Origin of the sequence: Roseateles subflavus (assembly GCF_030285365.1) — a bacterium.
GTDB lineage: Bacteria > Pseudomonadota > Gammaproteobacteria > Burkholderiales > Burkholderiaceae_C > Roseateles_B > Roseateles_B subflavus.
Window position 1 is genome coordinate 528,005 of sequence record NZ_JASVDS010000002.1, and the last position, 23,593, is coordinate 551,597.

At 70.1% G+C, this 23,593-nt stretch carries 25 protein-coding genes; 18 read left to right on the plus strand and 7 right to left on the minus strand.

Going from position 1 to position 23,593, the window contains the following annotated elements; genetic code table 11:
* Positions 1 to 120: 120 nt before the first annotated feature.
* Positions 121 to 1,950, minus strand: coding sequence for a Y-family DNA polymerase (locus QRD43_RS08165; protein WP_285981993.1), 1,830 nt, complete (start codon positions 1,948 to 1,950; stop codon positions 121 to 123).
* 1 nt (position 1,951) lies between these two features.
* Entirely contained in the window at positions 1,952 to 2,845 is an 894-nt protein-coding gene (locus QRD43_RS08170; RefSeq protein WP_285981994.1) for a recombinase RecA, read from the minus strand.
* Between the two features lie 348 nt (positions 2,846 to 3,193).
* On the opposite strand from QRD43_RS08170, the gene QRD43_RS08175 reads away from it, so the two are divergent.
* Positions 3,194 to 3,820, plus strand: a complete 627-nt coding sequence (locus tag QRD43_RS08175; protein ID WP_285981995.1) for a GNAT family N-acetyltransferase — start codon at positions 3,194 to 3,196, stop codon at positions 3,818 to 3,820.
* A gap of 61 nt (positions 3,821 to 3,881) precedes the next feature.
* Positions 3,882 to 4,532, plus strand: coding sequence for a class I SAM-dependent methyltransferase (locus tag QRD43_RS08180; protein ID WP_285981996.1), 651 nt, complete (start codon positions 3,882 to 3,884; stop codon positions 4,530 to 4,532).
* A 10-nt stretch (positions 4,533 to 4,542) separates the two neighbouring features.
* Here QRD43_RS08180 and QRD43_RS08185 read toward each other — a convergent pair whose 3' ends face one another.
* Positions 4,543 to 5,292 (minus strand): Crp/Fnr family transcriptional regulator, encoded by a 750-nt coding sequence (locus QRD43_RS08185; protein WP_285981997.1) that lies wholly within the window; start codon positions 5,290 to 5,292, stop codon positions 4,543 to 4,545.
* 197 nt (positions 5,293 to 5,489) lie between these two features.
* Here QRD43_RS08185 and QRD43_RS08190 point away from each other — a divergent pair, with 197 nt between their 5' ends.
* The 10 genes from QRD43_RS08190 to QRD43_RS08235 all read left to right on the plus strand — a co-directional run bounded on the left by QRD43_RS08190 (position 5,490) and on the right by QRD43_RS08235 (position 16,571).
* Positions 5,490 to 7,448 (plus strand): AMP-dependent synthetase/ligase, encoded by a 1,959-nt coding sequence (locus QRD43_RS08190; protein ID WP_285981998.1) that lies wholly within the window; start codon positions 5,490 to 5,492, stop codon positions 7,446 to 7,448.
* Positions 7,449 to 7,483: 35 nt separating this feature from the next.
* Positions 7,484 to 8,290 carry an ABC transporter ATP-binding protein gene (locus QRD43_RS08195; protein ID WP_285981999.1) on the plus strand — a complete coding sequence of 269 codons (807 nt, stop codon included), beginning with the start codon at positions 7,484 to 7,486 and terminating at the stop codon, positions 8,288 to 8,290.
* 12 nt (positions 8,291 to 8,302) lie between these two features.
* Positions 8,303 to 9,232: a branched-chain amino acid ABC transporter permease gene (locus QRD43_RS08200; RefSeq protein WP_285982000.1), complete on the plus strand. Its 930-nt coding sequence runs from the start codon at positions 8,303 to 8,305 to the stop codon at positions 9,230 to 9,232.
* 30 nt (positions 9,233 to 9,262) lie between these two features.
* Positions 9,263 to 10,327 (plus strand): branched-chain amino acid ABC transporter permease, encoded by a 1,065-nt coding sequence (locus QRD43_RS08205; RefSeq protein WP_285982001.1) that lies wholly within the window; start codon positions 9,263 to 9,265, stop codon positions 10,325 to 10,327.
* Positions 10,328 to 10,383: 56 nt separating this feature from the next.
* Complete coding sequence (locus QRD43_RS08210; RefSeq protein WP_285982500.1) at positions 10,384 to 11,712, plus strand: ABC transporter substrate-binding protein; 1,329 nt, start codon at positions 10,384 to 10,386, stop codon at positions 11,710 to 11,712.
* Between the two features lie 209 nt (positions 11,713 to 11,921).
* Positions 11,922 to 12,728, plus strand: a complete 807-nt coding sequence (locus QRD43_RS08215) for an ABC transporter ATP-binding protein (RefSeq protein ID WP_285982002.1) — start codon at positions 11,922 to 11,924, stop codon at positions 12,726 to 12,728.
* 134 nt (positions 12,729 to 12,862) lie between these two features.
* A complete protein-coding gene (locus QRD43_RS08220) occupies positions 12,863 to 13,162 on the plus strand; it encodes a hypothetical protein (protein WP_285982003.1) in 300 nt (99 codons plus the stop codon).
* Positions 13,155 to 14,402: a phenylacetate--CoA ligase family protein gene (locus QRD43_RS08225; protein WP_285982004.1), complete on the plus strand. Its 1,248-nt coding sequence runs from the start codon at positions 13,155 to 13,157 to the stop codon at positions 14,400 to 14,402. Before QRD43_RS08220 ends, QRD43_RS08225 begins: the two co-directional genes overlap by 8 nt.
* Before the next feature lie 180 nt (positions 14,403 to 14,582).
* Positions 14,583 to 15,521, plus strand: coding sequence for a tripartite tricarboxylate transporter substrate-binding protein (locus tag QRD43_RS08230; protein WP_285982501.1), 939 nt, complete (start codon positions 14,583 to 14,585; stop codon positions 15,519 to 15,521).
* A gap of 129 nt (positions 15,522 to 15,650) precedes the next feature.
* The gene (locus tag QRD43_RS08235; RefSeq protein WP_285982005.1) at positions 15,651 to 16,571 is read left to right on the plus strand and encodes a hypothetical protein; all 921 of its coding nucleotides are present in this window, start codon (positions 15,651 to 15,653) and stop codon (positions 16,569 to 16,571) included.
* A gap of 30 nt (positions 16,572 to 16,601) precedes the next feature.
* On the opposite strand, the gene QRD43_RS08240 is transcribed toward QRD43_RS08235, so the two are convergent.
* From QRD43_RS08240 to QRD43_RS08255, 4 genes are read right to left on the minus strand one after another with little or no spacing between them, the layout of a single operon-like run.
* Positions 16,602 to 16,970 carry a cupin domain-containing protein gene (locus QRD43_RS08240; RefSeq protein ID WP_285982006.1) on the minus strand — a complete coding sequence of 123 codons (369 nt, stop codon included), beginning with the start codon at positions 16,968 to 16,970 and terminating at the stop codon, positions 16,602 to 16,604.
* A 17-nt stretch (positions 16,971 to 16,987) separates the two neighbouring features.
* A complete protein-coding gene (locus QRD43_RS08245) occupies positions 16,988 to 17,377 on the minus strand; it encodes a VOC family protein (protein ID WP_285982007.1) in 390 nt (129 codons plus the stop codon).
* 16 nt (positions 17,378 to 17,393) lie between these two features.
* Positions 17,394 to 17,834: a D-aminoacyl-tRNA deacylase gene (gene dtd, locus QRD43_RS08250; RefSeq protein ID WP_285982008.1), complete on the minus strand. Its 441-nt coding sequence runs from the start codon at positions 17,832 to 17,834 to the stop codon at positions 17,394 to 17,396.
* Positions 17,831 to 18,733 carry a cation diffusion facilitator family transporter gene (locus tag QRD43_RS08255; protein WP_285982009.1) on the minus strand — a complete coding sequence of 301 codons (903 nt, stop codon included), beginning with the start codon at positions 18,731 to 18,733 and terminating at the stop codon, positions 17,831 to 17,833. The genes dtd and QRD43_RS08255 overlap by 4 nt, the downstream gene beginning before the upstream one ends.
* A 174-nt stretch (positions 18,734 to 18,907) precedes the next feature.
* Between QRD43_RS08255 and argB the strand changes: the two genes are divergently transcribed.
* The 6 genes from argB to QRD43_RS08285 all read left to right on the plus strand — a co-directional run bounded on the left by argB (position 18,908) and on the right by QRD43_RS08285 (position 23,583).
* The gene (argB, locus tag QRD43_RS08260) at positions 18,908 to 19,819 is read left to right on the plus strand and encodes an acetylglutamate kinase (protein WP_285982010.1); all 912 of its coding nucleotides are present in this window, start codon (positions 18,908 to 18,910) and stop codon (positions 19,817 to 19,819) included.
* A 13-nt stretch (positions 19,820 to 19,832) separates the two neighbouring features.
* Entirely contained in the window at positions 19,833 to 20,600 is a 768-nt protein-coding gene (locus tag QRD43_RS08265) for a pyrimidine 5'-nucleotidase (RefSeq protein ID WP_285982011.1), read from the plus strand.
* A 108-nt stretch (positions 20,601 to 20,708) separates the two neighbouring features.
* The gene (locus QRD43_RS08270; RefSeq protein WP_285982012.1) at positions 20,709 to 21,392 is read left to right on the plus strand and encodes a response regulator; all 684 of its coding nucleotides are present in this window, start codon (positions 20,709 to 20,711) and stop codon (positions 21,390 to 21,392) included.
* A 67-nt stretch (positions 21,393 to 21,459) separates the two neighbouring features.
* Positions 21,460 to 22,125, plus strand: coding sequence for a nucleoid occlusion factor SlmA (slmA, locus tag QRD43_RS08275; RefSeq protein ID WP_285982013.1), 666 nt, complete (start codon positions 21,460 to 21,462; stop codon positions 22,123 to 22,125).
* Positions 22,126 to 22,186: 61 nt separating this feature from the next.
* Positions 22,187 to 23,119 (plus strand): ATP-binding protein, encoded by a 933-nt coding sequence (locus tag QRD43_RS08280; protein ID WP_285982014.1) that lies wholly within the window; start codon positions 22,187 to 22,189, stop codon positions 23,117 to 23,119.
* A gap of 5 nt (positions 23,120 to 23,124) precedes the next feature.
* Complete coding sequence (locus QRD43_RS08285) at positions 23,125 to 23,583, plus strand: NUDIX domain-containing protein (RefSeq protein ID WP_285982015.1); 459 nt, start codon at positions 23,125 to 23,127, stop codon at positions 23,581 to 23,583.
* Positions 23,584 to 23,593: the final 10 nt, after the last annotated feature.

Below are 23,593 nucleotides of genomic sequence, written 5' to 3' on the forward strand. Positions count from 1 at the left end.
CGAGCGGTCGGTCGGGCGGTGAGTCGCTCGGTCCGGGGGACGGTCCGTCGGGCGAGGCCCCGGTGGCGGGGCCGCGCCGTCATCGCGGGAAGACGGGGGCGGGGGCATGGCGCTCGACGCTCAGGCAAAGAGGCCATGCAGGTACCAGTGGATGGCGTCATCCGCGGGAGGGCGCTCGGGCGCCGACGGGAAGACCGCCACACCAGCCGCTGCATCGGCCACTGCACCTCCCGCCACACCAGCGGCTGCATCGGCCACTGCACCAGCCACTGCACCAGCCGCCGCGCGAGGGGGGCGTGTGCCTGTGGGGAGGGCCCTGGCGGGTGCCGCGGTTTGCCCTGGCGAAGGTCCCTTCGAGAGGCTCGCATCCGCCCGGGTGGGCGCGCCGGCGGGGCGCCCGGGGGCTGCCGCGGCCCCCGCTGCTGCTTCCGTCCTCGCCATCGTCCTGGTCAGCGCCGGCCCCCCGGGCTGCGGCGCCAGGGCCAGGGTCCCCCGGGCGCGGAAGATCCACAGCAGCTGCCCCTGCGGATTGCGGGCCAGGTAGTAGTCCCGCTGGACCTGGGGCGGCTGGGCGCCCGGGACCGAGGGCAAGGCCTGCCCCGGCCACCCCCACCACCCGCCTTCGACCCGTTGCGGCCCGAGCAGCAGCTGCAGCTCGCCCTGGTAGATCGGGCGCTCCTGGGCCGAGCCCGCGCTGCTGCGGCTCATCACCAGGCGCAGGGGCGGCTCCAGCAGCCAGCTGGGCTGGGGGCCGGCCCAGGCGATCTCGGGAGGCGGCGTGCGTGCCGTGCCGGAGGCCGGCGCGGACCAGGGGCCCAGCGTCTGCATGGCCTCAGGGCGGGCATCGGCCTGCGGGCGGGACTGGCAGACGCGGGCCGGCCCCAGGCGCACGGCGCAACGCTCCAGCAGCAGGCCGAGCGGCTCCCGCGCGGGTGTGCGGGCGTGCTCATCCAGGCGCAGGTCGGCGTTGGGCGGGCGCAGGGGCTCGATGTGGTCGACGGCCACCCGCAGTTCGGCCACGGGCGCGGGCAGGGACAGCTGGGCCAGGTGTTCGCGCAGGAGGCCCTGCAGATGCTCGACGCTGCGGGTGAGCTCGGCGCTGCGCAGGAGCAGCTCGCCGCCGGGCGGGCAGTCGCGGGCCCGCATGGCGTCGTGCTGCCAGCCCAGGCGCAGGCTGCTGAGGCCGGCGTGGTGGCCGCTGAGCCAGGCGCAGGCGCTGCGCAGCAGGTGCTCGGCATGCGGCATGAGGGCGAGCGCGTCGTCCAGGCGCCAGGGCAGCTCCAGCCGGGCCTCGAAGCGCTCGGGCAGGCGGACCCACTCGTGGGCCTGCTGCACCTCGCCATAGGCCCGGTCCAGGGCCAGCAGCAGCCCGGCCCCGAAGCGTCGGGCCAGGCCGGCCCGCGGCAGGCGGCGGACATCCCCCAGGCGGCGGCACCCCAGGCGCGCCAGCATGGCGGACTCGGCCTGCACGGCCGTGAGACAGGGCAGGGGCAGGGCGTCCAGCAGGGGCGCAAGGGCCCGGGTCAGACCGTTGAGCCGGCCGCCGCGCAGCAGCGCCAGGGCGGCGAGGCTGTTCGGGGCCCAGGCCATGGCGGGAGTGTCGGCCGGCAGCAGGCCCTGGGCGCGCCCCTCGCGCTGGATGCGCTCATGCAGCGCCCGCAGGCCGCCGAACAGGCGCAGGCAGCTGGACAGCTCCAGCAGCACGGCCTCCTCCAGCAGGCAGACGCGCGGGCTGAACTGCAGGGCCCACCAGGCGAGCTGCTGCTGCGGGCTGGGCTGGCCCCGCCCGGCGTCGGGGGGGATCCCGGCAGGCCGGAGCGCCAGCCAGTGAGGAGCGGCCGCCGTGCCGGGCGCCGGCCGCGGCCGGGCGCCATGCGGCCGGGGCGCCAGGCCGGGGCCAATGCCGGGGGCCACCGGTGCCGCCGTGGGGCTCTGATCCTGCGAGCTCATGTCAGCCCACCTCGGACGCGGCGCGGTGCAGGGGCGAGGGCACCACGGCCGGCGATGCCGGCGCGGGGGCCGGGCGCTGCGCCGGTGCGACGCCCTGACGCAGCCGGCCGGGCAGGCAGTGCTGCAGGGCCGGGGGCAGGCTGTGCAGCAGCAGGGGCTCGAGCATGGCGGGGCCGCGCCGCTTGAGCAGCAGCACCTCCAGGAGGCCCGGGGCGAGGCCGCGGGTGGCGGCCGGTTGGCTCAGGCGCAGGCGCAGGGGGGCGGCCGAGGACTGCGAGGCCGCGAGGTCCGGACGCATCAGGAAGACGGGCGCCGGTGAGTTCAGGGCCGCGGCCTGCAGCCGCCGGATCTGCTCCGGCCGCGCGCCGTCCAGCCACGCCAGCACCGCGCCCGCCGCCTGGGACTTGATGGCCTGCTCCGCGACCCACAAGGCCTGGTGCAGGGACGGGTTCGGCGGCGCGTGCTGCGCCTGCCGGGCGACCCGGGGCGCGCCGGAGGGCCTGCCTGCGCCGGGCGTGTCAGGCTGGATGCAGACCCAGTGTGCGGCCCCGAGGCCCAGGTCCTGCAGGCCCGGGCCGTGCGGGATGAAGGGCGGGGCGATCAGCAGGACCGGCGGCGCCGGCCGCGCAACCTGCCCGGGCGTGCCGCAGAACAGCTGGCGCAGGCCCGGCGCCAGCAGCCGCCATTCCGCGTGCTGGCCCGGCGGCTGCAGGATCTCGCAAAGGGACTGGCAGGGCCAGCCGCCCCCGGGCAGCTCGGCGTCCAGTGCGGCAAAGCCGCTGCCGAGCGTGCGCGCCTGGCTGCGCCCGAGGCTGCCGGCCTGCCACAGCCGGCCCTCCCGCAGCAGCGGGTGGTCGAGCAAGGCAGCGCGAGAGGCGGACGGGGCGGCAGGCATGACGCGAAACAGAAAAACACTGTATGAAAATACAGTATAGAAGCTGCAGCAAGGATGTCCAGAGGCAGGCCTTCTGTACGCAAGGCGTACCGTTGAGCGCCAAACCCCCATGAATTTGGGGGGTGCTCCTTCTGGGTTGCCCGCCGGGCGGCCAGCGGGCTTGCATAATCAGGGAAAACCCGAAAAGGGTCTGAGGGGGGACTGATGCCATGACTCAGCAAGGATTTCTGCGTGTCCAATGCCGCTCCTGCCAGTGCCGCCCTCCGGACGGCTGTGCCCATTCCTGCGCCCATCGGCGCGCTCCGGGGGGCGCCTGCCTGCACGCCGGTCTCCCGAGGGATGCCTGACGTGCTGCCCCCGCTGCCGGGCCTGCCACCCAGTCCCCAGGCCCTGGGGCCGGCCGAGCGCCTGACCGAACGGCTGTGGCTGCGCGCCCCTCGGGAGCAGGACCTCGCCGCCCTCCACGAGTTCCACGCCGACCCGGCGACCCACCGCTACAACCCCGCCGGCTGCCTGCATGCGCTCTCCGACATGCAGGCCGAGCTGGACCGCTGGCTGCTGCACTGGCAGCACCACGGCTTCGGCTACTGGCTGGTCTGCCGGCGGGATCAGCCGGAGCAGGTGCTGGGGGTGGGTGGCGTCATGCGCAAGCGCATCGACGACCGCCAGGCCATGAACCTGCACTTCCGCTTCCATCCGCAGGCCTGGGGGCAGGGCTATGCCGCCGAGACCGCCTGCGCCGCGCTGGCCCTGGCCTTCGAGCAGCTGCACGAGGCCGAGGTGCTGTCCGTGGTGCGGCCGGCCAACCAGCCCGCCCGCCGGACCCTGGAGCGCGCCGGGCTGCGCCTGATCGGCGCCTGGGGGGATGTGCCCGGGCAGGCCGCCAGCCTGATCTACGAGATGAACGAGGCCTGCTACCTGGAGCAGCGCGAGGCCGGCGCCTGCTGCCGGATGCCGGAGCGCGCCGGGCGCTGAGAGCCGCCGACGGGCCGCCATCGAACAAGAGCCCACATCAGCCAATGAGAGGGAGTCCCCGATGAGTCATGCCTCGGCCGAAATGCAGGCCTACTACGCCGCCCGTGCGCCGTACTACGACGCCGTCTACCTGAAGCCCGAGCGCGCCGCGGACATCGCCTTCCTGCGCACGCATCTGGCGGAGCGCCTGGCGGGGCGGGACCTGCTGGAGGTGGCCTGCGGCACCGGCTTCTGGACGCAGGAGCTGGCCCCGGCGGCGCGCCGCCTGGTGGCCACGGACTACACCGCCGAGCCGCTCGCCTTCGCGCGCCTGCGCCCGGGGGTGGAGGCGGTGCGCTTCGAGCAGGCGGATGCCTACGCGCTGCCCGCGAGCCTGGGCAGCTTCGATGCGGCCTTCGCGGGGCTGTGGTTCTCTCACGTGCCCGTCGAGGCCCGCGAGGCCTTCGTCGCCTCGCTCCATGCCCGACTGCGCCCCGGGGCACGGGTGCTCTGGATCGACAACCACGAGCGCCAGTGCGAGGACTTCCCCATCGCCGAGACCGATGCGCAGGGCAACACCTGGCAGCACCGGCCGCTGCGCGACGGCAGCGTCCATCGCGTGCTCAAGAACTTCCCCGACGAGGCCATGCTGCAGGCACTCATGGCCGGCCGGGCGCAGCGCGCGCACTACCGGCGGCTCGACAACTTCTGGCTCTTCGAGTACGAGCTGTAGGCGCGGCGCCTCAGGGCCGGTAGCGGCGCAGCCCGTCGAGGTCCAGCACGCGCAGGCCGCCGTAGTCCACCGCGATCAGCTGGTGCTCCTGCAGGTGCTTGAGCGCCTCGTTGACCCGCTGGCGCGAGAGCCCCACGAGCCGCGCCAGCTCCTGCTGCGTGATGCGCAGCATGCCGCCCACGCCGGGGTAGAGCAGGGGGTTGAAGAGCGCGGCGAGGTTGCGCGCCACGCGCAGGTCCGGATCGGAGATGCGGTCGATCTCGCGCGCCGCGATGAACTGCCCCAGTCGCTCGTTGAGCTGGTTCAGCACGAAGCGGTTGAACGCGAGGCTGGTCTCGAGCAGCGTGTGAAAGGTCTCGATGGGCAGGCCCGCCACCGTGCTCTTGCGCAGGGCCTGGATGTTGTAGCGGTAGACCTCGCGCTTGAGCAGCGTGCCCTCGCCGAACCAGCCACCGGGCGGAACGCCGGTGAAGGTGATGGACTGCGCGGCGGCGTCGTCGTTGCTCATCTTCAGCAGGCCGTCGACCACGCCGAACCAGAAGTTCGCCGGCTTGCCGATGCGGCACACGCGCTCGCCCACCTCCGCCTCGCCGATCTGCAGCTGCGCGATGGCGAGCTGGCGGTGCTCGTCGTCCAGCACCTGCAGCCACGGAATGGCGGCGAGCTCGCCGGCACTCGCCGGGCGGGCGCGCTGGCGGAGGGTCAGGTGTTGCGGGAGGATGGCCGGCGGGGGCAGGTCGTGCAGGGGACTGGTTCGCATGGTCCCGTATTCATCGCCGCTGCGCATGACAGGAGCCTGACGCGAGCGTGTCAGGCCCCCCCGGGAAAACGCCGGGGCTGATTTGCCTCAAATGTCGTTGCAGCGACAACACGACGTCAAAGCAAAGGTCTAGCATTGCTGCCAACAAAGTCGGGCGGACGCCATCCAGGCGACGACCCGAATACCAGGAGACAACGGTGAGCAGTTCTGCGGCGACGACCTTCCCCCGCCTCTTGCTGGCCCATGCGCAGCATCGCCCGGCCGATGCGGCCCTGCGCGAGAAGGAGTACGGCATCTGGCAAAGCTTCAGCTGGCGCGAGCTCGCCGGCATGGTGCAGTCCCTGGCCCACGGCCTGCACCAGGCGGGCCTGGCGCGCGGCCAGCACGTGGTGGTGGTGGGCGAGAACCGGCCACGCCTCTATGCCAGCATGTTGGCGGCCCAGAGCCTGGGCGCGATCCCGGTGCCGCTGTACCAGGATGCCGTCGCGGCCGAGTTCATCTACCCGCTCAACAACGCCGAGGTGGCCTTCGCCATCGTCGAGGACCAGGAGCAGGTGGACAAGCTGCTCGAGATCCGCGAGCAGTGCCCGCAGCTGCGCCACATCTGGTTCGACGACCCGCGAGGGCTGCGCAACTACGATGAACACGGCCTGAACCCGCTGGATGCGCTGATCGCCGCCGGCGAGGCCGAGAGCCGCGCGCACCCGCAGCTCTTCGCGCAGTGGGTCGAGTCCGGCCAGCCGGGCGACGTGGCCGCGATGTTCTTCACCTCGGGCACCACGGGCAATCCCAAGGGCGTGGTCCACACGCACGCCACGCTGATCGACCGTGCGCAGGCCGGTGCCCGCTTCGACAAGCTGGGCCCGCACGAGGAAGTGCTGGCCTACCTGCCGCCGGCCTGGATCGGCCAGAACATCTTCAGCTATGCCCAGTGGCTGGCCTGCGGCTACGTGGTGAACTGCCCCGAGTCGGCCAGCACCGTGTCGATCGACCTCAAGGAGATCGGCCCCACCTACTACTTCGCGCCGCCGCGGGTCTTCGAGGGCCTGCTCACCACCGTGATGATCCGCATGGAGGATGCCTCGGCGCTCAAGCGCGGGCTCTTCCACCGCGCCATGAAGCTGGCGCGCCGCGTGGGCCCCACGCTGATGGATGGCAAGGCCGTGGGCCTGCTGGACCGCCTCAAGTACGCGCTCGGTGACGTGCTGATCTACGGCCCGCTGCGCAACACCCTGGGCTTCTCGCGCGTGCGGGTGGCCTACACGGCGGGCGAGGCCATCGGTCCGGACCTGTTCAGCTTCTACCGCTCCATCGGCATCAACCTCAAGCAGCTCTACGGCTCCACCGAGACCGCCGTCTTCGTGTGCCTGCAGCCCGACCACGAGGCGCGGGCCGACACGGTCGGCGTGCCCATCGACGGTGTGGAGATCAAGCTGGCCGAGTCGGGCGAGATCCTGGTGAAGTCGCCGGGCCTGCTCAAGGGCTACTACAAGAACGACGCCGCCACGGCCGAGGTGCTGACGCCCGAGGGCTGGTACCACACGGGCGATGCCGGCTTCATCGATGCCCACGGGCATCTCAAGATCATCGACCGCGCCAAGGACGTGGGCCGCATCGTGGGCGGCGCCAACGACGGCGCGATGTTCGCGCCCAAGTACGTCGAGAACAAGCTGAAGTTCTTCTCGCACATCAAGGAGGCCGTGGCCTTCGGGGACCGCCGCGACCGCGTCTGCGCCTTCATCAACATCGACTTCGAGGCCGTGGGCAACTGGGCCGAGCGCCGCAACCTGCCCTATGCCGGCTACACCGACCTGGCGGCCAAGCCCGAGGTCTACGAGCTCATCAAGAGCTGCGTGGAGCAGGTCAATGCAGACCTCGCGCAGGACGCCCTGCTGGCTGGCAGCCAGATCACGCGCTTCCTGATCCTGCACAAGGAGCTGGACGCCGATGACGGCGAGCTGACCCGCACCCGCAAGGTCCGGCGCGGCGCCATCGCCGAGAAGTACGGTGTGCTGATCGACGCGCTCTACGAGGGCCGCACGAGCCAGTTCATCGAGACGGCGGTGAAGTTCGAGGATGGCCGCACCGGCAAGGTGTCGGCGGACCTGAAGATCGCCGACACGCAGACCTTCCCGGCCGTGGGCCGCGCGGCCTGAACCCTGCCTGGCGCCTCGCCACGAAAGCAATTCGCATGAGCACGAGCAGCAGCAAGAAGATCGGCGACGTGATCCTGGAGGTGAAGAACATCTCCCTGGCCTTCGGCGGGGTGAAGGCCCTGACCGACATCAGCTTCAACGTCCGCGAGCACGAGATCCGTTCCATCATCGGCCCCAACGGCGCAGGCAAGAGCTCCATGCTCAACTGCATCAACGGGGTCTACCACCCGACGCAGGGGCAGATCAGCTTCAAGGGGCAGACCTTCCGGCACATGAACTCGCGCCAGGTGGCGGAGATGGGCGTCGCCCGCACCTTCCAGAACCTCGCGCTCTTCAAGGGCATGAGCGTGCTGGACAACATCATGGCCGGCCGCACCCTGCACATGAAGAGCAACCTCTTCCAGCAGGCCTTCCGCAACCCCTTCGGCTTCAGCAAGGCGGAGGCGGAGGAGGTGGCGCAGCGCGAGAAGGTCGAGCGCATCATCGACTTCCTCGAGATCCAGCCCTTCCGCAAGACACCCGTCGGACGCCTGCCCTACGGCCTGCAGAAGCGCGTGGACCTGGGTCGCGCCCTGGCGATGGAGCCGCAGGTGCTGCTGCTGGACGAGCCCATGGCCGGCATGAACGTCGAGGAGAAGCAGGACATGTGCCGCTTCATCCTGGACGTGAACGACGAGTTCGGCACGACCATCGTGCTGATCGAGCACGACATGGGCGTGGTGATGGACATCTCCGACCGCGTGGTGGTGCTGGACTACGGCAAGAAGATCGGGGACGGCATCCCCGATGAAGTCCGCGCCAACGAAGACGTCATTCGCGCCTATCTGGGCACCTCGCACTGAAGGACTGAAGCGATGGGATTCCTCATTGAAACCGTGTTCGGCGGCCTGATGACAGGCATGCTGTACTCCCTGATCGCCCTGGGCTTCGTGCTGATCTTCAAGGCCTCGGGGGTCTTCAACTTCGCGCAAGGTGCCATGGTGCTGTTCGCGGCCCTGGCCATGGCGCGCTTCTCGGAGTGGATCCCGAAGTGGCTGGGCTTCGACAACCCCGTGCTGGCCAATGTGCTGGCCTTCGCCGCGGCCTGCGCGGTGATGGTGGCGGTGGCCTGGGCCATCGAGCGCTTTGTGCTGGGCAAGCTGGTGAACCAGGAGGGCATCACGCTCTTGATGGCCACGCTGGGCATCACCTACTTCCTCGAGGGCCTCGGGCAGACGCTGTTCGGCTCGGACATCTACAAGATCGACATCGGGCTGCCCAAGGATCCGCTGTTCCTCTTCGAGCAGACCTTCGAGGGCGGCGTGCTGGTCAACAAGGAGGACCTGGTGGCCGCGCTGATCGCGGCGGGCCTCGTGGCGCTGCTGGCGCTCTTCTTCCAGAAGACGGCCACCGGCCGCGCGCTGCGTGCGGTGGCGGATGACCACCAGGCGGCGCAGTCCATCGGCATCCCGCTGTCGCGCATCTGGATCATCGTGTGGAGTGTGGCGGGCTTCGTCGCGCTGGTGGCCGGCATCATCTGGGGCTCCAAGCTGGGCGTGCAGTTCTCGCTCTCGCTCGTGGCGCTGAAGGCGCTGCCGGTGGTGATCCTCGGGGGCCTGACCTCGGTGCCGGGCGCCATCATCGGCGGCCTGCTGATCGGCGTGGGCGAGAAGGTCTCGGAGGTCTACCTCGGACCGCTGCTGGGCGGCGGCATCGAGATCTGGTTCGCCTATGTGCTGGCCCTCGTCTTCCTGCTGGTGCGGCCGCAGGGCCTCTTCGGCGAGAAGATCATCGACCGCGTCTGAGCGACAAGAACAAGAAAGCAGGAGACCCCCATGCTCTACCGCGAGAACGGCCAGTTCAAGACGAGCTACAGCGCCGACAGCCAGATCTTCCCCATCCGCCAGGATGCCATCTTCATCCTGCTGCTGCTGGCCCTGGCCTTCGTCGGCGTGCCGCTGCTGGCCTCGGAATACCTGTTTCGGGCCATCCTCATTCCCTTCCTGATCCTCGGCCTCGCCGCGCTCGGGCTCAACGTGCTGGTGGGCTACTGCGGCCAGATCTCGCTGGGCACCGGCGCCTTCATGGCCGTGGGCGCCTATGCGGCCTACAACTTCCATGTGCGCCTCGAGGGCCTGCCCCTGATCCTCTCGCTGCTGGGCGGCGGCTTCTGCGCCACGGTGGTGGGCGTGTTCTTCGGCATCCCCTCGCTGCGCATCCGCGGGCTCTATCTCGCGGTGGCGACGCTGGCGGCGCAGTTCTTCTGCGACTGGGCCTTCCTGCGGATCAAGTGGTTCACGCATGACTCCACCTCCGGCAATGTCTCGGTCTCGGACCTGCAGGTCTTTGGCCTGCCGATCGAGTCGCCGGTGCAGAAGTACCTGTTCTGCCTGAGCATCCTCGTGCTCTTCGCGCTGCTGACCAAGAATCTCGTGCGCTCCGCCGTGGGCCGCGAATGGATGGCCATGCGCGACATGGACGTGGCCGCCAGCGTGATCGGCATCCGCCCCGTCTACGCCAAGCTCAGCGCCTTCGCGGTGTCCAGCTTCATCGTCGGCGTGGCCGGCGCGCTGTGGGGCTTCGTGCACCTGGGCTCCTGGGAGCCGGCCGCCTTCTCCATCGACCGCAGCTTCCAGCTGCTGTTCATGGTCATCATCGGCGGCCTGGGTTCGATCTCGGGCGCCTTCTTCGGCGCGGCCTTCATCATCGTGCTGCCCATCCTGCTCAACCAGATCCCGCACTGGCTGGGCATTCCGCTGGGCACCGAGACGGCGGCGCACCTGGAGTTCATGATCTTCGGCGCGCTGATCGTCTTCTTCCTGATCGTCGAGCCGCACGGCATCGCACGGCTCTGGGCGACCGCGAAAGAGAAGCTGCGCCTCTGGCCCTTCCCCCATTGATCACACCGCTTCAAAACAGCACCACGAGTGCAAACGCCAAGGAGACAGGCACCATGTTGAAACTGAAGTCGCTTGCAATCGCCGCCACCGTCGTGTCGGCATGTCTGGCCGGGCTGTCCACCTCGGTGGCTGCCGCGGACGCCAAGGAGCAGTTCTTCCCCGTGCTGGTGTATCGCACCGGCGCCTACGCCCCCAACGGCACGCCCTGGGCCAACGGCTATGTGGACTACCTCAAGCTCATCAACGCCAAGGGCGGCATCAACGGCGTGAAGATCACCTTCGAGGAGTGCGAGACGGGCTATGCCACCGACCGTTCGGTGGAGTGCTATGAGCGTCTCAAGGGCAAGGGCGCGACGCTGTTCCAGCCGCTCTCGACCGGCGCCACCTTCGCGCTGACCGAGAAGGCGCCCGTGGACAAGATCCCCCTGATCACCGCCGGCTACGGCCGCAGCGAGAGCCAGGACGGCGGCGTCTTCAAATGGAACTTCCCCCTGCTGGGCACCTACTGGGTCGCGGCCGACGTGCTGCTGCAGCACGTGGTCAAGAAGGAAGGCGGCTGGGACAAGATCAAGGGCAAGAAGATCGCCCTGGTCTACCACGACAGCCCCTATGGCAAGGAGCCGATCCCGCTGCTGCAGGAGCGCGCCAAGCTGCACGGCTTCGAGCTGCAGCTGTTGCCGGTGACGGCGCCGGGCGTGGAGCAGAAGGCCACCTGGCTGCAGGTGCGCCAGAGCCGTCCGGACTTCGTCTTCCTGTGGGGCTGGGGGGTGATGAACTCCACCGCACTGAAGGAAGCCCAGGCCACGGGCTACCCGCGCGAGAAGATGTACGGCGTGTGGTGGGCCGGCGCCGAGCCGGACGTGAAGGACGTGGGCGATGGGGCCAAGGGCTACAGCGCCGTGACCATGCAGCACGGCGCCGAGCCGCAGTCCAAGGTCGCGCAGGACATCCTCAAGGAGCTGCACGCCAAGGGCCAGGGCACGGGTCCGAAGGAGGAGGTGGGCCAGGTGCTGTACATGCGCGGCCTGCTGTCCGCCGCCATGGGCGTCGAGGGCGTGCGCCGTGCGCAGGAGCGCTTCGGCAAGGGCAAGGTCATGACGGGCGACCAGGTCCGCTGGGGCCTGGAGAACCTGGCGCTGGACCAGAAAAAGCTCGACGGCCTCGGCCTCGCCGGCGTGATGCGCCCGGTGTCCACGTCCTGCATGGACCACATGGGCGCGAACTGGGCCCGCGTGCACACCTGGGACGGCAAGAAGTGGAACTTCGTCGGCGACTGGTACCAGGCGGATGAGCAGATCATCAAGCCGCTGGTGAAGAGCACGGCGGACAAGTACGCGGCCGAGAAGAAGATGCAGCGGAGAACGCCCGAAGACTGCCAGTCCTGATCGGACTGGCCGCCTTCCGGCGTCCTCGCCGGGGGGCTCCGTGGGCTCCCACCCCATCCCCGCCCTCCAGGAGGGCGGGGCACAGTGACCCCACCCCTGACCCCTCCCCCGCGGGGAGGGGCACTTCCTGCCCCGGGTTGCGGGGGACTGGACACAGCATCGCGGGCGGTGCTGTCTCGAGTGATTCGTGCCGAATGGAAAGGCCAGCTATGAGCAATGTGCTTCTGAACGTCAACGGCATCGAGGTGATCTACAACCATGTGATCCTCGTGCTCAAGGGCGTGTCGCTGCAGGTGAAGGAGGGCGGCATCGTGGCCCTGCTGGGCGGCAATGGCGCGGGCAAGACGACCACGCTGCGGGCCGTCTCGAACCTGCTCGAAGGCGAGCGGGGCGAGGTGACCAAGGGCTCGATCGAGCTGCGCGGGGAACGCATCGAGAAGCTCTCCACCGCCGACATGGTCAACCGCGGCGTGGTGCAGGTGATGGAGGGGCGGCACTGCTTCGCCCACCTGAGCATCGAGGAGAACCTGATGACCGGCGCCTACACGCGCCGCGACGGCAAGGCCGCGGTGCAGCAGACGCTGGACAAGGTCTACAACTACTTCCCGCGCCTCAAGACCCGGCGCACGAGCCAGGCGGCCTACACCTCCGGCGGCGAGCAGCAGATGTGCGCCATCGGCCGCGCGCTGATGGCCAATCCGAAGATGGTGCTGCTGGACGAGCCGTCCATGGGTCTCGCGCCGCAGATCGTCGAGGAGGTCTTCGAGATCGTGAAGGACCTCAACGCCAAGGAGGGCACGACCTTCCTGCTGGCCGAGCAGAACACCAACATGGCCCTGCGCTATGCCGACTACGGCTACATCCTCGAGAACGGGCGGGTGGTGATGGACGGCGAGGCGAAGGACCTGCGCGAGAACGAGGACGTCAAGGAGTTCTACCTGGGCATGGGCGGCGGGGACCGCAAGAGCTTCAAGGACGTCAAGAGCTACAAGCGGCGCAAGCGGTGGTTGGCTTGACCCACCCCCTACCGGCTTCGCCGGCCCCCTCAAGGGGGCAACACCGGCCGCCCGGCGGAGCCGGATCGGCGGTGTTCGTGCGGGGCGAGCGCCGGCTGCGCCGAGCGCTCTTTGTACAGAGCAGGTGACTTGCCATGAGTGAAGAGAACTGGAGTTTTGCCCTGCCGGCCTTCAAGCCGGAGGAGGCGCTGCTGAAGCTGCGGCGGGACCTGCGCGAGCTGGGACTGGTGGAGCGGGAAGGGCGCTTCGAGCGGCGCGGCACGTCCATCGCCCGGGTGGCGGTGGACGGCGAGGTGCTGAAGGTCGCGATCGTGAAGCGGCCGGCGCGCACGCCGGAATGGATCGAGAAGACGGTCAAGGACGGCGCGCAGCAGCGCGACTTCCTGGCACTGGTGAAGAAAAACCTGTCCGGCTGGAGTGATGCCGATGAGTGAGTTCTACGACAGTCTCGAAGCCCGCGACCCCGAGGTGCGCGAGGCCGCGCTGATGGCGGCGCTGCCGCGGCAGATCGCGCTGGCACAGCAGCGCACCACGGCCTTCGCGGCGCTGCTGGCGGAGGTGGATGCCGCCGCCATCACGTCGCGCGCCGCGCTGGCGCAGCTGCCGGTCACACGCAAGTCCGAGCTGCTGGCCCGGCAGCAGGCGGAGCGGGCCGCGGGGGGCGATGCCTTCGGAGGCTTCTCGGCCATCGGCTGGGGCGCGGCGCGGCGCGTGTTCCAGTCCCCCGGCACGATCTACGAACCTGAAGGCGCTCGCCCCGACTACTGGCGTGCGGCCCGGGCCCTGCACGCGGCCGGCCTGCGCGCGGGCGAGCTGCTGCACAACAGCTTCAGCTACCACCTCACCCCCGCCGGTTCGATGATGGAAGGCGGCGCCCACGCCCTGGGCTGCACCGTATTTCCGGGCGGCGTGGGCAACACGGAACTGCAGCTGCAGGCGATGGCCGAGCTGCGGCCGTCCGGCTACATCGGCACGCCCAGCTTCCTCAAGATCCTCGTGGAGAAGGCTGCGGAGGCGGGCCAGACGCTGAGCCTGCGCCGGGCGCTGGTGAGCGGCGAGGCCTTCCCCTCCGCGCTGCGCGACTGGCTGCTGGAGCGCGGCATCGCCGGCTACCAGTGCTACGCCACGGCCGATCTCGGGCTCATCGCCTACGAGACGCCGGCGCGCGAGGGCCTGGTGCTGGACGAGGGCGTGATCGTCGAGATCGTGCGCCCGGGCACCGGGGATCCCGTGGCGGAAGGCGAGGTCGGCGAGGTGGTGGTCACCACGCTGAATCCGGACTATCCGCTGATCCGCTTCGGCACGGGCGACCTCTCGGCGCTGATGCCCGGCGTCTGCCCCACGGGCCGCACCAATGCCCGCATCCGGGGCTGGATGGGCCGCGCCGACCAGAGCGCCAAGGTGCGCGGCATGTTCGTGCACGCGGGGCAGGTGGGGGAGGTGCTCAAGCGCTTCCCCGCGCTGGGCCGCGGCCGCCTCGTGGTGGAGGGCGAGCTGGCGCAGGACCGCATGTGCCTGCACGTCGAGCTGGCCGGTGCGCCGGACGGCCTGTCCGAGCCGCTCGTGGCCGCGCTGCGCGATGTGACCAAGCTGCGTGGCGAGGTGCAGTTCGTGCCGCCCGGCAGCCTGCCCAACGACGGCCGGGTGATCGAGGACCGGCGCCGGTTCGACTGACGCGACCTGACTTGCGGGCGCCTGACGTTCACTTGTGCGCACTCCGACGCCACATCGGTAGTTTCCGAAGTGCAGCTCCGGATCAGCTCCACTAGCATCGCGCTGATACAAGCCACACCAATGGAGACAGCCATGCGCACACGCCCGACCGCCCTCGGCCTGATCACCCTCGCCAGCCTGATGGCGCTGCCGCTGGCCGCCCGGGCCGAGTACCCCGAGAAGCCCATCACCATCGTCGTGCCCTTCTCGGCCGGCGGCCCGACCGACAAGGTGGCCCGGGACCTGGCGGAGTCCCTGCGCAAGACGCTCAATGCCACGCTGGTGATCGAGAACGTCGGCGGTGCCGGCGGCACGCTGGGGGCGACCAAGGTGGCCAAGGCCGCGCCGGACGGCTACACCGTGCTGCTGCACCACATCGGCATGGCCACCTCGCCCGCGCTGTACCGCAACCTGCAGTACAAGACGCTGGACGACTTCGAGTACCTGGGCCTCATCAACGAGGTGCCCATGACGCTGGTGGCGCGCCCGTCCATGACGGCCGCCAGCTACGGTGACCTGGCCAAGTGGATCGCCACCAACAAGGAAAAGGTCAACCTGGCCAATGCCGGCCTGGGCTCGGCCTCGCACCTGTGCGGCCTGCTGTTCCAGAGCACCATCAAGATCGACATGACCACGGTCCCGTACAAGGGCACCGGCCCGGCCATGACGGACCTCATCGGCGGGCAGGTCGACATCATGTGCGACCAGACCACCAACACGACCTCGCAGATCGAGGGCGGCAAGATCAAGGCCTATGCCGTGACCTCGACCAAGCGCCTGACGAGCCCGGCGCTGGCCAAGCTGCCGACGCTGGACGAGCTCGGGCTCAAGGGCTTCAACGTCGCCATCTGGCACGGGCTCTACGCCCCCCGGGGCACGCCGAAGCCGGTGCTGGACAAGCTCAATGCCGGCCTGAAGAAGGCCCTGCAGGATCCGGACCTGCACAAGCGCCAGGAGGCGCTGGGCGCCGTGATCGTCTCCGATGCCCGCAACAACCCGGCCGAGCACAAGAAGTTCGTGTCGGATGAGATCGCCAAGTGGGGCACGGTGATCAAGGCGGCTGGCCAGTACGCGGACTGACAGGCCGGGCGGGCGGCGCCTTCCGCCTGGAACGGTGACGCGGCTGCAGTATTCTTGATGCCGGAGGCCTGCCCATGCGGGCCGGCCGTCCCGACTCCCTCTTCCTGCCCCTCGCCGGGGCCGTTCCTGATGTCCTGTTCCCGTGTTGCCTCGGCCCATGCCCCGGCGTGCCAGCCGCGCCGCGGGTTTCTGCGCCAAGGCCTCGGCCTGGCGGTCGTCGCAGCCGCGCTGTGCGGGCGCGACGCCCAGGCGGGCGAGGCGACCCGTCTGCTGCCGGCCCTGATCCCCGACGACGTGCTGCTGGACTACCAGCGCTTCCTGGCCGGTCGTGATCCGCGGGCCGTCACCGACTACAGCGGGCCGCATGCCCGGCGTGACGTCATCGAGGTGCTGCTGATCCAGCAGGCCCTGGCCCGGCAGGACGGCGCGCTGCGCCTGAGCCTCTCGCCCATGCCCACCAGCCAGCGGCTGCAGGCGGAACTGCGCTCGGGCCATGCGGCCTGCAGCGCCACGAGCTACTGGCGCGAAGACTTTCCGCAGCCGGAGGGCCTGCTGTTCAGCGACCCGCTGCTCGACGAGGGCGAATTCGAGGCCGGCTTCTACACGGCGCCCGGCAACGCCCGCGCCCTGGCGGCCCGCAGCCTGCAGGACCTGCAGCAGCTGCGCGTGCTGAGCAACCGCAGCTGGCGCGTGGACTGGCAGACGCTGGAGCAGCTGGGCTTCTCGCGGCTCCAGCATGTGGCCAGCTGGAACCTGATGCCGCGCATGGTGCAGCAGGACCGGGCCGATGTGATCCTGGCGCCGTTCCAGCCGACGCCGGATCTGTCGATGACCGTCGAGGGCGTGCGTCTGGTGCCGGTGCCCGGGCTGAAGATCCGCCTGCGCGGCACGCGACATGTGCTCATCTCCGCCACGCACGAGCAGGGCCCCCGGCTGCGGACGCAGCTCAATGCGGGCCTGGCGGCGCTGCGCCAGCAGGGCATCCTGCGCCGCGCCTACGAGCAGTGCGGCTTCTTCAACGCCCGGGTGGCGGGGTGGACGCGGCTCTGAGCCGGACCTGACGCCGCCCGGCCCGGCGGCTCAGCCGGGCAGGTCCACCAGCACGAAGTGCTTGCGCACGGGCACCAGCACCTCGAACTCGCCCCGGAATCCCGGCGGGATGACCGCGCCTTCGCCTGGCCCGACCTCGGTGCGTTGGCCGTCCGGGCCATGCAGGCGGATCCGACCCTCGAGCACATGGAAGTACTCCTGCTTGCCGGCCGGGAACTCGATCCGCCAGCGGCCGACCTCGCAGGCCCAGATGCCCGCGCTCATGGGGCCGGCCTCATGCATCAGCCAGGTCTGGCGCATCGGGGCGCCCTCGACGCGGCGGTCTTCGCGCGGCTGGTCCCACTGCGGGGTCTGGCCCTCGGTGCCGGTGATGGGGATGATGCGAGGCGCGGTGCTCATGGGGCGCATCTCCTGGCTCAGGCCTCGGCCGCGGTGCAGACCACGGCGAGCTTGTTGCCGTCGAGGTCGCGGAAGTAGGCGGCGTAGAAGTTCGGGCCGTAGTCGCGCAGCCCGGGGCGGCCCTCGCAGCGCCCCCCGGCGGCCAGGGCGGCGGCGTGCACGGCGTCCACCTGGGCGCGCGTGGCGGCGGCCAGGGCCAGCATGCTGCCGTTGCCGACCGTGGCGGGGGCGTCGTCATAGGGCTTGCAGATCCACAGGAAGGCCTTGGCGTCCGGCGCATCGGGGCCGTAGCCGCAGAACTCGTCGTCGGCATAGGTGCTCTTGAGGCCCAGCGGCGCGAGGGTGGCGTCGTAGAAGCGGCGGGCGGCCTGGCGGTCGTTGCTGCCCAGGGTGGCGTAGGAAAGCATGGGATCTCCTCGGGGGTCAGGTCATGCGCAGGGGAATGGTCACCGGGCCGTCGTTGACCAGGTGCACCTGCATGTCGGCGCCGAACTCGCCGCACTGCACCAGCGGGTGCTGGCTGCGGGCGACGCTCAGGCAGTGCTCGTACAGGCGCCGGCCGAGCTCGGCGGGGGCCGCCCCGGTGAAGCTCGGGCGGTTGCCGCCGCTGGTGTCCGCCGCGAGCGTGAACTGCGAGACGATCAGCAGGCCGCCGCCCACGTCCTGCACGCTGCGGTTCATCTTGCCGGCGTCGTCGCTGAAGACGCGCAGCTTGAGCACCTTCTGGACGAGCTTCTCGGCCACGGCCTCGGTGTCGCCGGGTTCGGCGCAGACCAGCATCAGGAAGCCGGCGCCGATCTGGCCGATGGTGCGGCCGGCCACCTCGACGCGGGCCTCGCGCACGCGCTGCAGGATCGCGATCATGGGCCGATGCCCTCCGTGTCCTTGGGGTCGTTGAAGTGCGCCTCGACGTCCATCGGCAGCAGCTGGATGCTGGCGCGCAGGCCGGGCACGGCCTCCATCAACGCACGCTCGACGGCCCCGCGCTCGGCCGCGGCCTGGCCGAGGGACCAGCCCGAGGGCATGTGCATGTGCATGTCCACGTAGCGGCGCTGGCCCGAGACGCGCGTGGCGATGTGGTCGAAGCGGACCTGCTGATGGCTGCAGCGCTCCAGCACGGCGTGGATGGCCGCCTGGCTCTCGCTGTCCAGCGCCTCGTCCATCAAGCCGGCGGCGGACTCCATCACCAGCAGCGCGCCCTCGCGCAGGATGTTCAGCGCCACGAGCACGGCGATCACCGGGTCCAGCCAGAGCCAGCCCGTGGCCATCACGCCGATCAGGCCGGCGACGACGCCGATGGAGGTCCAGACATCGGTGAAGAGGTGGCGGGCATCGGCCTCGAGCGCCTTGGAGCGGTGTTCGCGGGCCTTCTTCATCATCGCGAAGGCCAGTCCACCGTTGAGCGCCGAGCTCACGAGCGAGAGCACCATGCCCAGGCCCAGCTGCTCCACCGGCTGCGGACTCAGCAGGCGGTGCACGGCGGCCCAGATGATGCCGGCCGCGGCCGCGAAGATCAGCACGCCCTCGAAGCCGCTGGAGAAGTACTCGGCCTTGTGGTGGCCGAAGGGGTGGTCGTCGTCGGGCGGGCGCTGCGCCACGGTCACCATGGCCAGGGCGAACATGGCGCCGGCGAGGTTGACGAGGGACTCCAGGGCGTCCGAGAGCAGGGAGACGGAGCCGGTCCAGTACCACGCCCCGGTCTTCAGGGCGATGGTGACGGCCGCCACCGCGACGGAGAGCTTGAGGTAGCTGGAGACTTGCATGATGGACGGCATTCTCGCCGTTCCCGGCCGGGCCCGAATGCAATGCGAAGCGTTCTCCTTTTGTGAAGACCGGCTCCGCGCGGAGGCGGCGGGCACGGTCCTACAATCGCCGCGAGTTCCGCGCGGGCTCGCCCGATTTCCGTTTTTTCCCGCGCCTTCCTGCCGAGCAGCCCCATGAAGAACGACTCCGCCCTGCACACCGACGTGTCCCACATCGCCCCGCGCGAGAAGGCCGAGATCCTCTCCCAGGCGCTGCCCTACATCCGCAAGTTCCACGGCAAGACCATCGTGATCAAGTACGGCGGCAACGCCATGACCGATCCGGTGCTGCAGCAGGACTTCGCCGAGGACGTGGTCCTGCTCAAGCTGGTCGGCATGAACCCCGTGGTGGTGCACGGCGGCGGCCCGCAGATCGAGGAGCTGCTGACCAAGCTCGGCAAGAAGGGCCAGTTCATCCAGGGCATGCGCGTCACCGACAAGGAGACCATGGACGTGGTCGAGTGGGTGCTGGCCGGCGAGGTGCAGCAGGACGTCGTGGGCCTGATCAACGCCGCCGGCGGCAAGGCCGTGGGCCTGACGGGCCGGGACGGCGGGATGATCCGCGCCAAGCAGCTGAAGGTCCAGGACAAGGACGACCCCAGCAAGGAACACGACATCGGCCAGGTCGGGGACATCGTCTCCATCGACCCGAGCGTGGTGAAGGCGCTGCAGGACGACCAGTTCATCCCCGTCGTGAGCCCCATCGGCTTCGGCGAGAACAACGAGAGCTACAACATCAACGCCGACGTGGTCGCCGCCAAGCTGGCCACGGTGCTGCAGGCCGAGAAGCTGCTGATGCTGACCAACATCCGCGGCGTGCTGGACAAGGAAGGCCAGCTGATGACCGAGCTGACGCCCCGCCGCATCGACGAGCTGGTGGCGGACGGCACCATCAGCGGCGGCATGATCCCCAAGATCGCCGGCGCCATCGATGCGGCCAAGAGCGGCGTGAACGCCGTGCACATCATCGACGGCCGCGTGCCGCACGCCATGCTGCTGGAGATCCTCTCCGACCAGGCCTACGGCACGATGATCCGCTCGCACTGAGCGCGGGTCGTTGATGCGGCGCCCCCCGCTGCGCCATGTCGGCCGGGCTCGCCAGCGGGGCGAGGGGCCGGTGTGGTTCTTCGATCTCGACAACACGCTGCACAACGCCTCGGACCGCGTCTTCGGCGCGCTCAACGTGGCCATGACGCGCTACATCGAGCAGCACCTCGGCGTCGACACCGCGGAGGCGAACCGCCTGCGCCGCCTCTACTGGGCCCGCTACGGCGCGACGCTCACCGGCCTGGTGCGCCACCACGGCGTCGACGCGGCCCACTTCCTGGCCGAGACGCATGCGCTGCCGGGCATGGAGCGGCATCTGCATGGCCATGCCCATGACCTGGCGGCGCTGCGCCGTCTGCCCGGACGCAAGTTTCTCCTGACGAACGGCCCCGAGGCCTATGCATGGCGCGTGCTGCGTGCGGTGGGGCTGGCGCAGGACTTCGAGGGCGTGATCGCGCTGGAGCAGATGCGCGTCTTCGGCGTGCTGCGGCCCAAGCCGGACCGCCGCATGTTCCGCCATCTGCTGGCCCGGCTCGACCTGCGCCCGGCACAGTGCATCCTCGTGGAGGACAGCCTGATGCACCAGAAGGCGGCCCGCTCGCTGGGCCTGCGCACGGTGTGGGTCCAGCGCTGGTTGCGGGCCTCTGTGCACGGCCCCGAAGCGCATCTGCCGCTGCGTCGCTGCCCGGCCTATGTGGACGCGCGCATCAGCGGGCTGAGCGCCCTGCGCTGGCCTGCACTTGTCCACATTACGGAGAACGCCGGAGGGGGTTTTCCATAGCCCCCTGATCGCCCGATGCCGCCGGCCTGCTTTTGACGGTAGCATCCGGCTCGCAGTGGCGGCGGTGCACCTGCCCCGCATAGCCGGGTACAGAAGAACGACAAGCTCATGTCATTGTTCAGCGTTCTGATTGTCGAAGACCAGGTTCGTTTCCGGGAAGCCTTCGAGAAGTCCTTGTCCCAAGCTGGGGACATCCGCCTTCTGGGCATGGCGTCTGACCTGCAACAGGGGCGCCGAATGTTCGATCAGCTGCGCCCCGACGTGCTGCTGGTGGACCTGGACCTGCCGGGCGGCAGCGGCATCGAGCTCATCCGCCACGCCGCACAGGCGCACCCCGACTGCGAAGTGATGGTGATCTCGGTCTTTGGTGACGAGCAGCACGTGCTCTCCAGCATCGAGGCCGGCGCCACCGGCTACCTGCTCAAGGACAGCCTCGCCCTCGACCTCCCCGACCAGCTGCGCGCGCTGCGCAGCGGTGGCAGCCCCATCAGCCCGGTCATCGCACGGCGCCTGCTGCTGCGCCTGAATGCCGGCACCCAGCATCTGCACGGCCTGCCTGCGGAGACCGGCGCCGCGCCGCTGGACGAGAACGTCATTGCGCTCTCCGAACAGGAGTCGCGCGTGCTGCACCTGGCGGCCAAGGGCTTCACCTTTGATGAGATCGCACAGTTCCTGCAGGTGTCGCCGCATACGGTCATGACCTATGTCAAGCGCATCTACCGCAAGCTGCAGGTGCGCTCCAAGGTCGAGGCCATCTACGAGGCACGCCGGCTGGGCTGGCTGCGCGACTGAGCGTCGCGCGCTTCCGGTCTCGCACCGGCCGGGGGACCTGCGGGCCTGTGCCAGAATCCACAGCGCCATGCACGTCGCCGCCACCCCCGATCTGGACCCCGAAGACCCTGCCGCCGGCCCCGCCGCCGCGGCAGCGCCCGAGACCAAGCGCCGCACGCGCCCCAAGCCCGGCGAGCGCCGCGTGCAGATCCTGCAGACTCTCGCCAGCATGCTGGAGCAGCCGGGCGCCGAGCGCGTCACCACGGCCGCCCTAGCGGGCCGCCTGGAGGTCAGCGAAGCCGCGCTGTACCGGCATTTCGCGAGCAAGGCCCAGATGTTCGAGGGCCTCATCGAATTCATCGAGTCCAGCATCTACACCCTGCTGAACCAGATCACCGAGCGCGAGGCCGGGGGCCTGGTGCAGGCGCAGCGCATCGTCTCGGTGCTGCTGCAGTTCGGCGAGCGCAACCCGGGCATGAGCCGGGTGATGGTGGGGGACGCCCTCGTCTACGAGAACGAGCGGCTGATCCAGCGCATGAACCTCTTCTTCGACCGCGTCGAGGCCACGCTGCGGCAGGTCCTGCGCCAGGCGGCCGAGGCCGACGGCTCGGACACGCCGACGGTGCAGGCCAACGCCCAGGCCTCGGTGCTGGTGAGCTTCATCATCGGCCGCCTGCAGCGCTATGCCCGCTCGGGCTTCAAGCGCATGCCCACCGAGCAGCTGGACGTCGCCCTGGCGCTGCTGACGCGCTGAGTCCGCGGCCCGCGCCGGCCGTCCTTCATCTCTCATGCCCCGGTTCGCCGGGAAGACCGCCATGTCCACCGACGCCCTTGCCCAGTTCCTGAGCCGCGCGGAACGCCTCCTGGCCCGTGCCGAGTCCCTGCTGCCGCCCGCGCTGGGCGCGCCGGACTGGGCTGCCTCCAGCGCCTTCCGCTACCGCCGCCGCCGGGGCGTGCCGGTGCTCGAGCCGGTGCGCCACGTGGCCACGATCCGCCTCGAGGCGCTGAAGGAGGTCGACGCCCAGAAGGAGCGGCTGCTGCAGAACAGCCGCCAGTTCGTGCAGGGCCGCCCGGCGAACAATGTGCTGCTGACGGGCGCGCGCGGCACGGGCAAGAGCTCGCTGATCAAGGCCGTGCTGAACGAGTTCGCACCCCAGGGCCTGCGCCTGATCGAGGTGGACAAGGCCGATCTCGTCGATCTGCCCGACCTCGTGGACCTGGTGGCCGAGCGGCCCGAGCGATTCATCGTCTTCTGCGACGACCTCAGCTTCGAGGAGGGCGAGGCCGGCTACAAGGCACTGAAGTCGATGCTGGATGGCTCCATCGCCGCGGCGAGCGACAACGTGCTGATCTACGCCACCAGCAACCGCCGCCACCTGCTGCCCGAGCAGATGCGGGACAACCTCGCCGCGAAGGTGGACGAGAACGGCGAGCTGCACCCGGGCGAGGCCATCGAGGAGAAGGTGAGCCTGTCCGAGCGCTTCGGGCTGTGGATCAGCTTCTATCCCTTCAGCCAGCAGGAGTACCTCGCCATCGCGGGCCAGTGGCTGCGCCATTTCGGCCTCGACGAGGCGGCCATCGCCGCGGCCCGCCAGCCGGCGCTCATCTGGGCGCTGGAGCGGGGCTCGCGCTCCGGGCGCGTGGCCTACCAGTTCGCCCGCGATCTGGCCGGTCGCGGGGGCGCCGGCACGGCCATGCAGGCCGCGCCGGGCGATGCACCCATTCCCGACGGCCTGGACGAGGTCTGAACCCGATGACGAACGAGACGATGACGACGGACCGCGTGCCGGTGGACGTGGCCGTGGGCGTGCTGGTGAAGCGCGATGCCGACGGCCGCGAAGGCGACTTCCTGCTCACCTCGCGCCCCGAGGGCAAGGTGTATGCCGGCTACTGGGAGTACCCGGGCGGCAAGCTGGAGGCCGGCGAGAGCGTGGAACAGGCCCTGCGACGCGAGCTCCAGGAGGAGCTGGGCATCACCATCGGCGCCGCGCATCCGTGGAAGGTCGAGGTGATGGACTACCCGCACGCCCGGGTGCGCCTGCACTTCTGCAAGGTCTACGACTGGCAGGGCGAGTTCGAGATGCGCGAGGCCCAGCAGATGGCCTGGCAGGGCCTGCCGGTGACGGTGCGGCCGGTGCTGCCGGGCACCATCCCCGTCCTGGACTGGTTCGCCGCCGAGCGCGGCTTCCAGGGGGCGACGCACCGTGGCTGAGTACACTGCC

Excerpts from the sequence above, each read along its gene's own strand:
- QRD43_RS08165 (WP_285981993.1), bottom strand. The coding sequence starts at position 1,950 with ATGAGCTCGCAGGATCAGAGCCCCACGGCGGCACCGGTGGCCCCCGGC.
- QRD43_RS08180 (WP_285981996.1), top strand. The coding sequence starts at position 3,882 with ATGAGTCATGCCTCGGCCGAAATGCAGGCCTACTACGCCGCCCGTGCG.
- QRD43_RS08185 (WP_285981997.1), bottom strand. The coding sequence starts at position 5,292 with ATGCGAACCAGTCCCCTGCACGACCTGCCCCCGCCGGCCATCCTCCCG.
- QRD43_RS08280 (WP_285982014.1), top strand. The coding sequence starts at position 22,187 with ATGTCCACCGACGCCCTTGCCCAGTTCCTGAGCCGCGCGGAACGCCTC.
- QRD43_RS08245 (WP_285982007.1), bottom strand. The coding sequence starts at position 17,377 with ATGCTTTCCTACGCCACCCTGGGCAGCAACGACCGCCAGGCCGCCCGC.
- QRD43_RS08255 (WP_285982009.1), bottom strand. The coding sequence starts at position 18,733 with ATGCAAGTCTCCAGCTACCTCAAGCTCTCCGTCGCGGTGGCGGCCGTC.
- QRD43_RS08170 (WP_285981994.1), bottom strand. The coding sequence starts at position 2,845 with ATGCCTGCCGCCCCGTCCGCCTCTCGCGCTGCCTTGCTCGACCACCCG.
- QRD43_RS08240 (WP_285982006.1), bottom strand. The coding sequence starts at position 16,970 with ATGAGCACCGCGCCTCGCATCATCCCCATCACCGGCACCGAGGGCCAG.
- QRD43_RS08225 (WP_285982004.1), top strand. The coding sequence starts at position 13,155 with ATGAGTGAGTTCTACGACAGTCTCGAAGCCCGCGACCCCGAGGTGCGC.
- QRD43_RS08200 (WP_285982000.1), top strand. The coding sequence starts at position 8,303 with ATGGGATTCCTCATTGAAACCGTGTTCGGCGGCCTGATGACAGGCATG.
- QRD43_RS08265 (WP_285982011.1), top strand. The coding sequence starts at position 19,833 with ATGCGGCGCCCCCCGCTGCGCCATGTCGGCCGGGCTCGCCAGCGGGGC.
- slmA (WP_285982013.1), top strand. The coding sequence starts at position 21,460 with ATGCACGTCGCCGCCACCCCCGATCTGGACCCCGAAGACCCTGCCGCC.
- QRD43_RS08215 (WP_285982002.1), top strand. The coding sequence starts at position 11,922 with ATGAGCAATGTGCTTCTGAACGTCAACGGCATCGAGGTGATCTACAAC.
- QRD43_RS08205 (WP_285982001.1), top strand. The coding sequence starts at position 9,263 with ATGCTCTACCGCGAGAACGGCCAGTTCAAGACGAGCTACAGCGCCGAC.
- QRD43_RS08220 (WP_285982003.1), top strand. The coding sequence starts at position 12,863 with ATGAGTGAAGAGAACTGGAGTTTTGCCCTGCCGGCCTTCAAGCCGGAG.
- QRD43_RS08230 (WP_285982501.1), top strand. The coding sequence starts at position 14,583 with ATGGCGCTGCCGCTGGCCGCCCGGGCCGAGTACCCCGAGAAGCCCATC.
- dtd (WP_285982008.1), bottom strand. The coding sequence starts at position 17,834 with ATGATCGCGATCCTGCAGCGCGTGCGCGAGGCCCGCGTCGAGGTGGCC.
- argB (WP_285982010.1), top strand. The coding sequence starts at position 18,908 with ATGAAGAACGACTCCGCCCTGCACACCGACGTGTCCCACATCGCCCCG.
- QRD43_RS08235 (WP_285982005.1), top strand. The coding sequence starts at position 15,651 with ATGTCCTGTTCCCGTGTTGCCTCGGCCCATGCCCCGGCGTGCCAGCCG.
- QRD43_RS08270 (WP_285982012.1), top strand. The coding sequence starts at position 20,709 with ATGTCATTGTTCAGCGTTCTGATTGTCGAAGACCAGGTTCGTTTCCGG.
- QRD43_RS08285 (WP_285982015.1), top strand. The coding sequence starts at position 23,125 with ATGACGAACGAGACGATGACGACGGACCGCGTGCCGGTGGACGTGGCC.
- QRD43_RS08195 (WP_285981999.1), top strand. The coding sequence starts at position 7,484 with ATGAGCACGAGCAGCAGCAAGAAGATCGGCGACGTGATCCTGGAGGTG.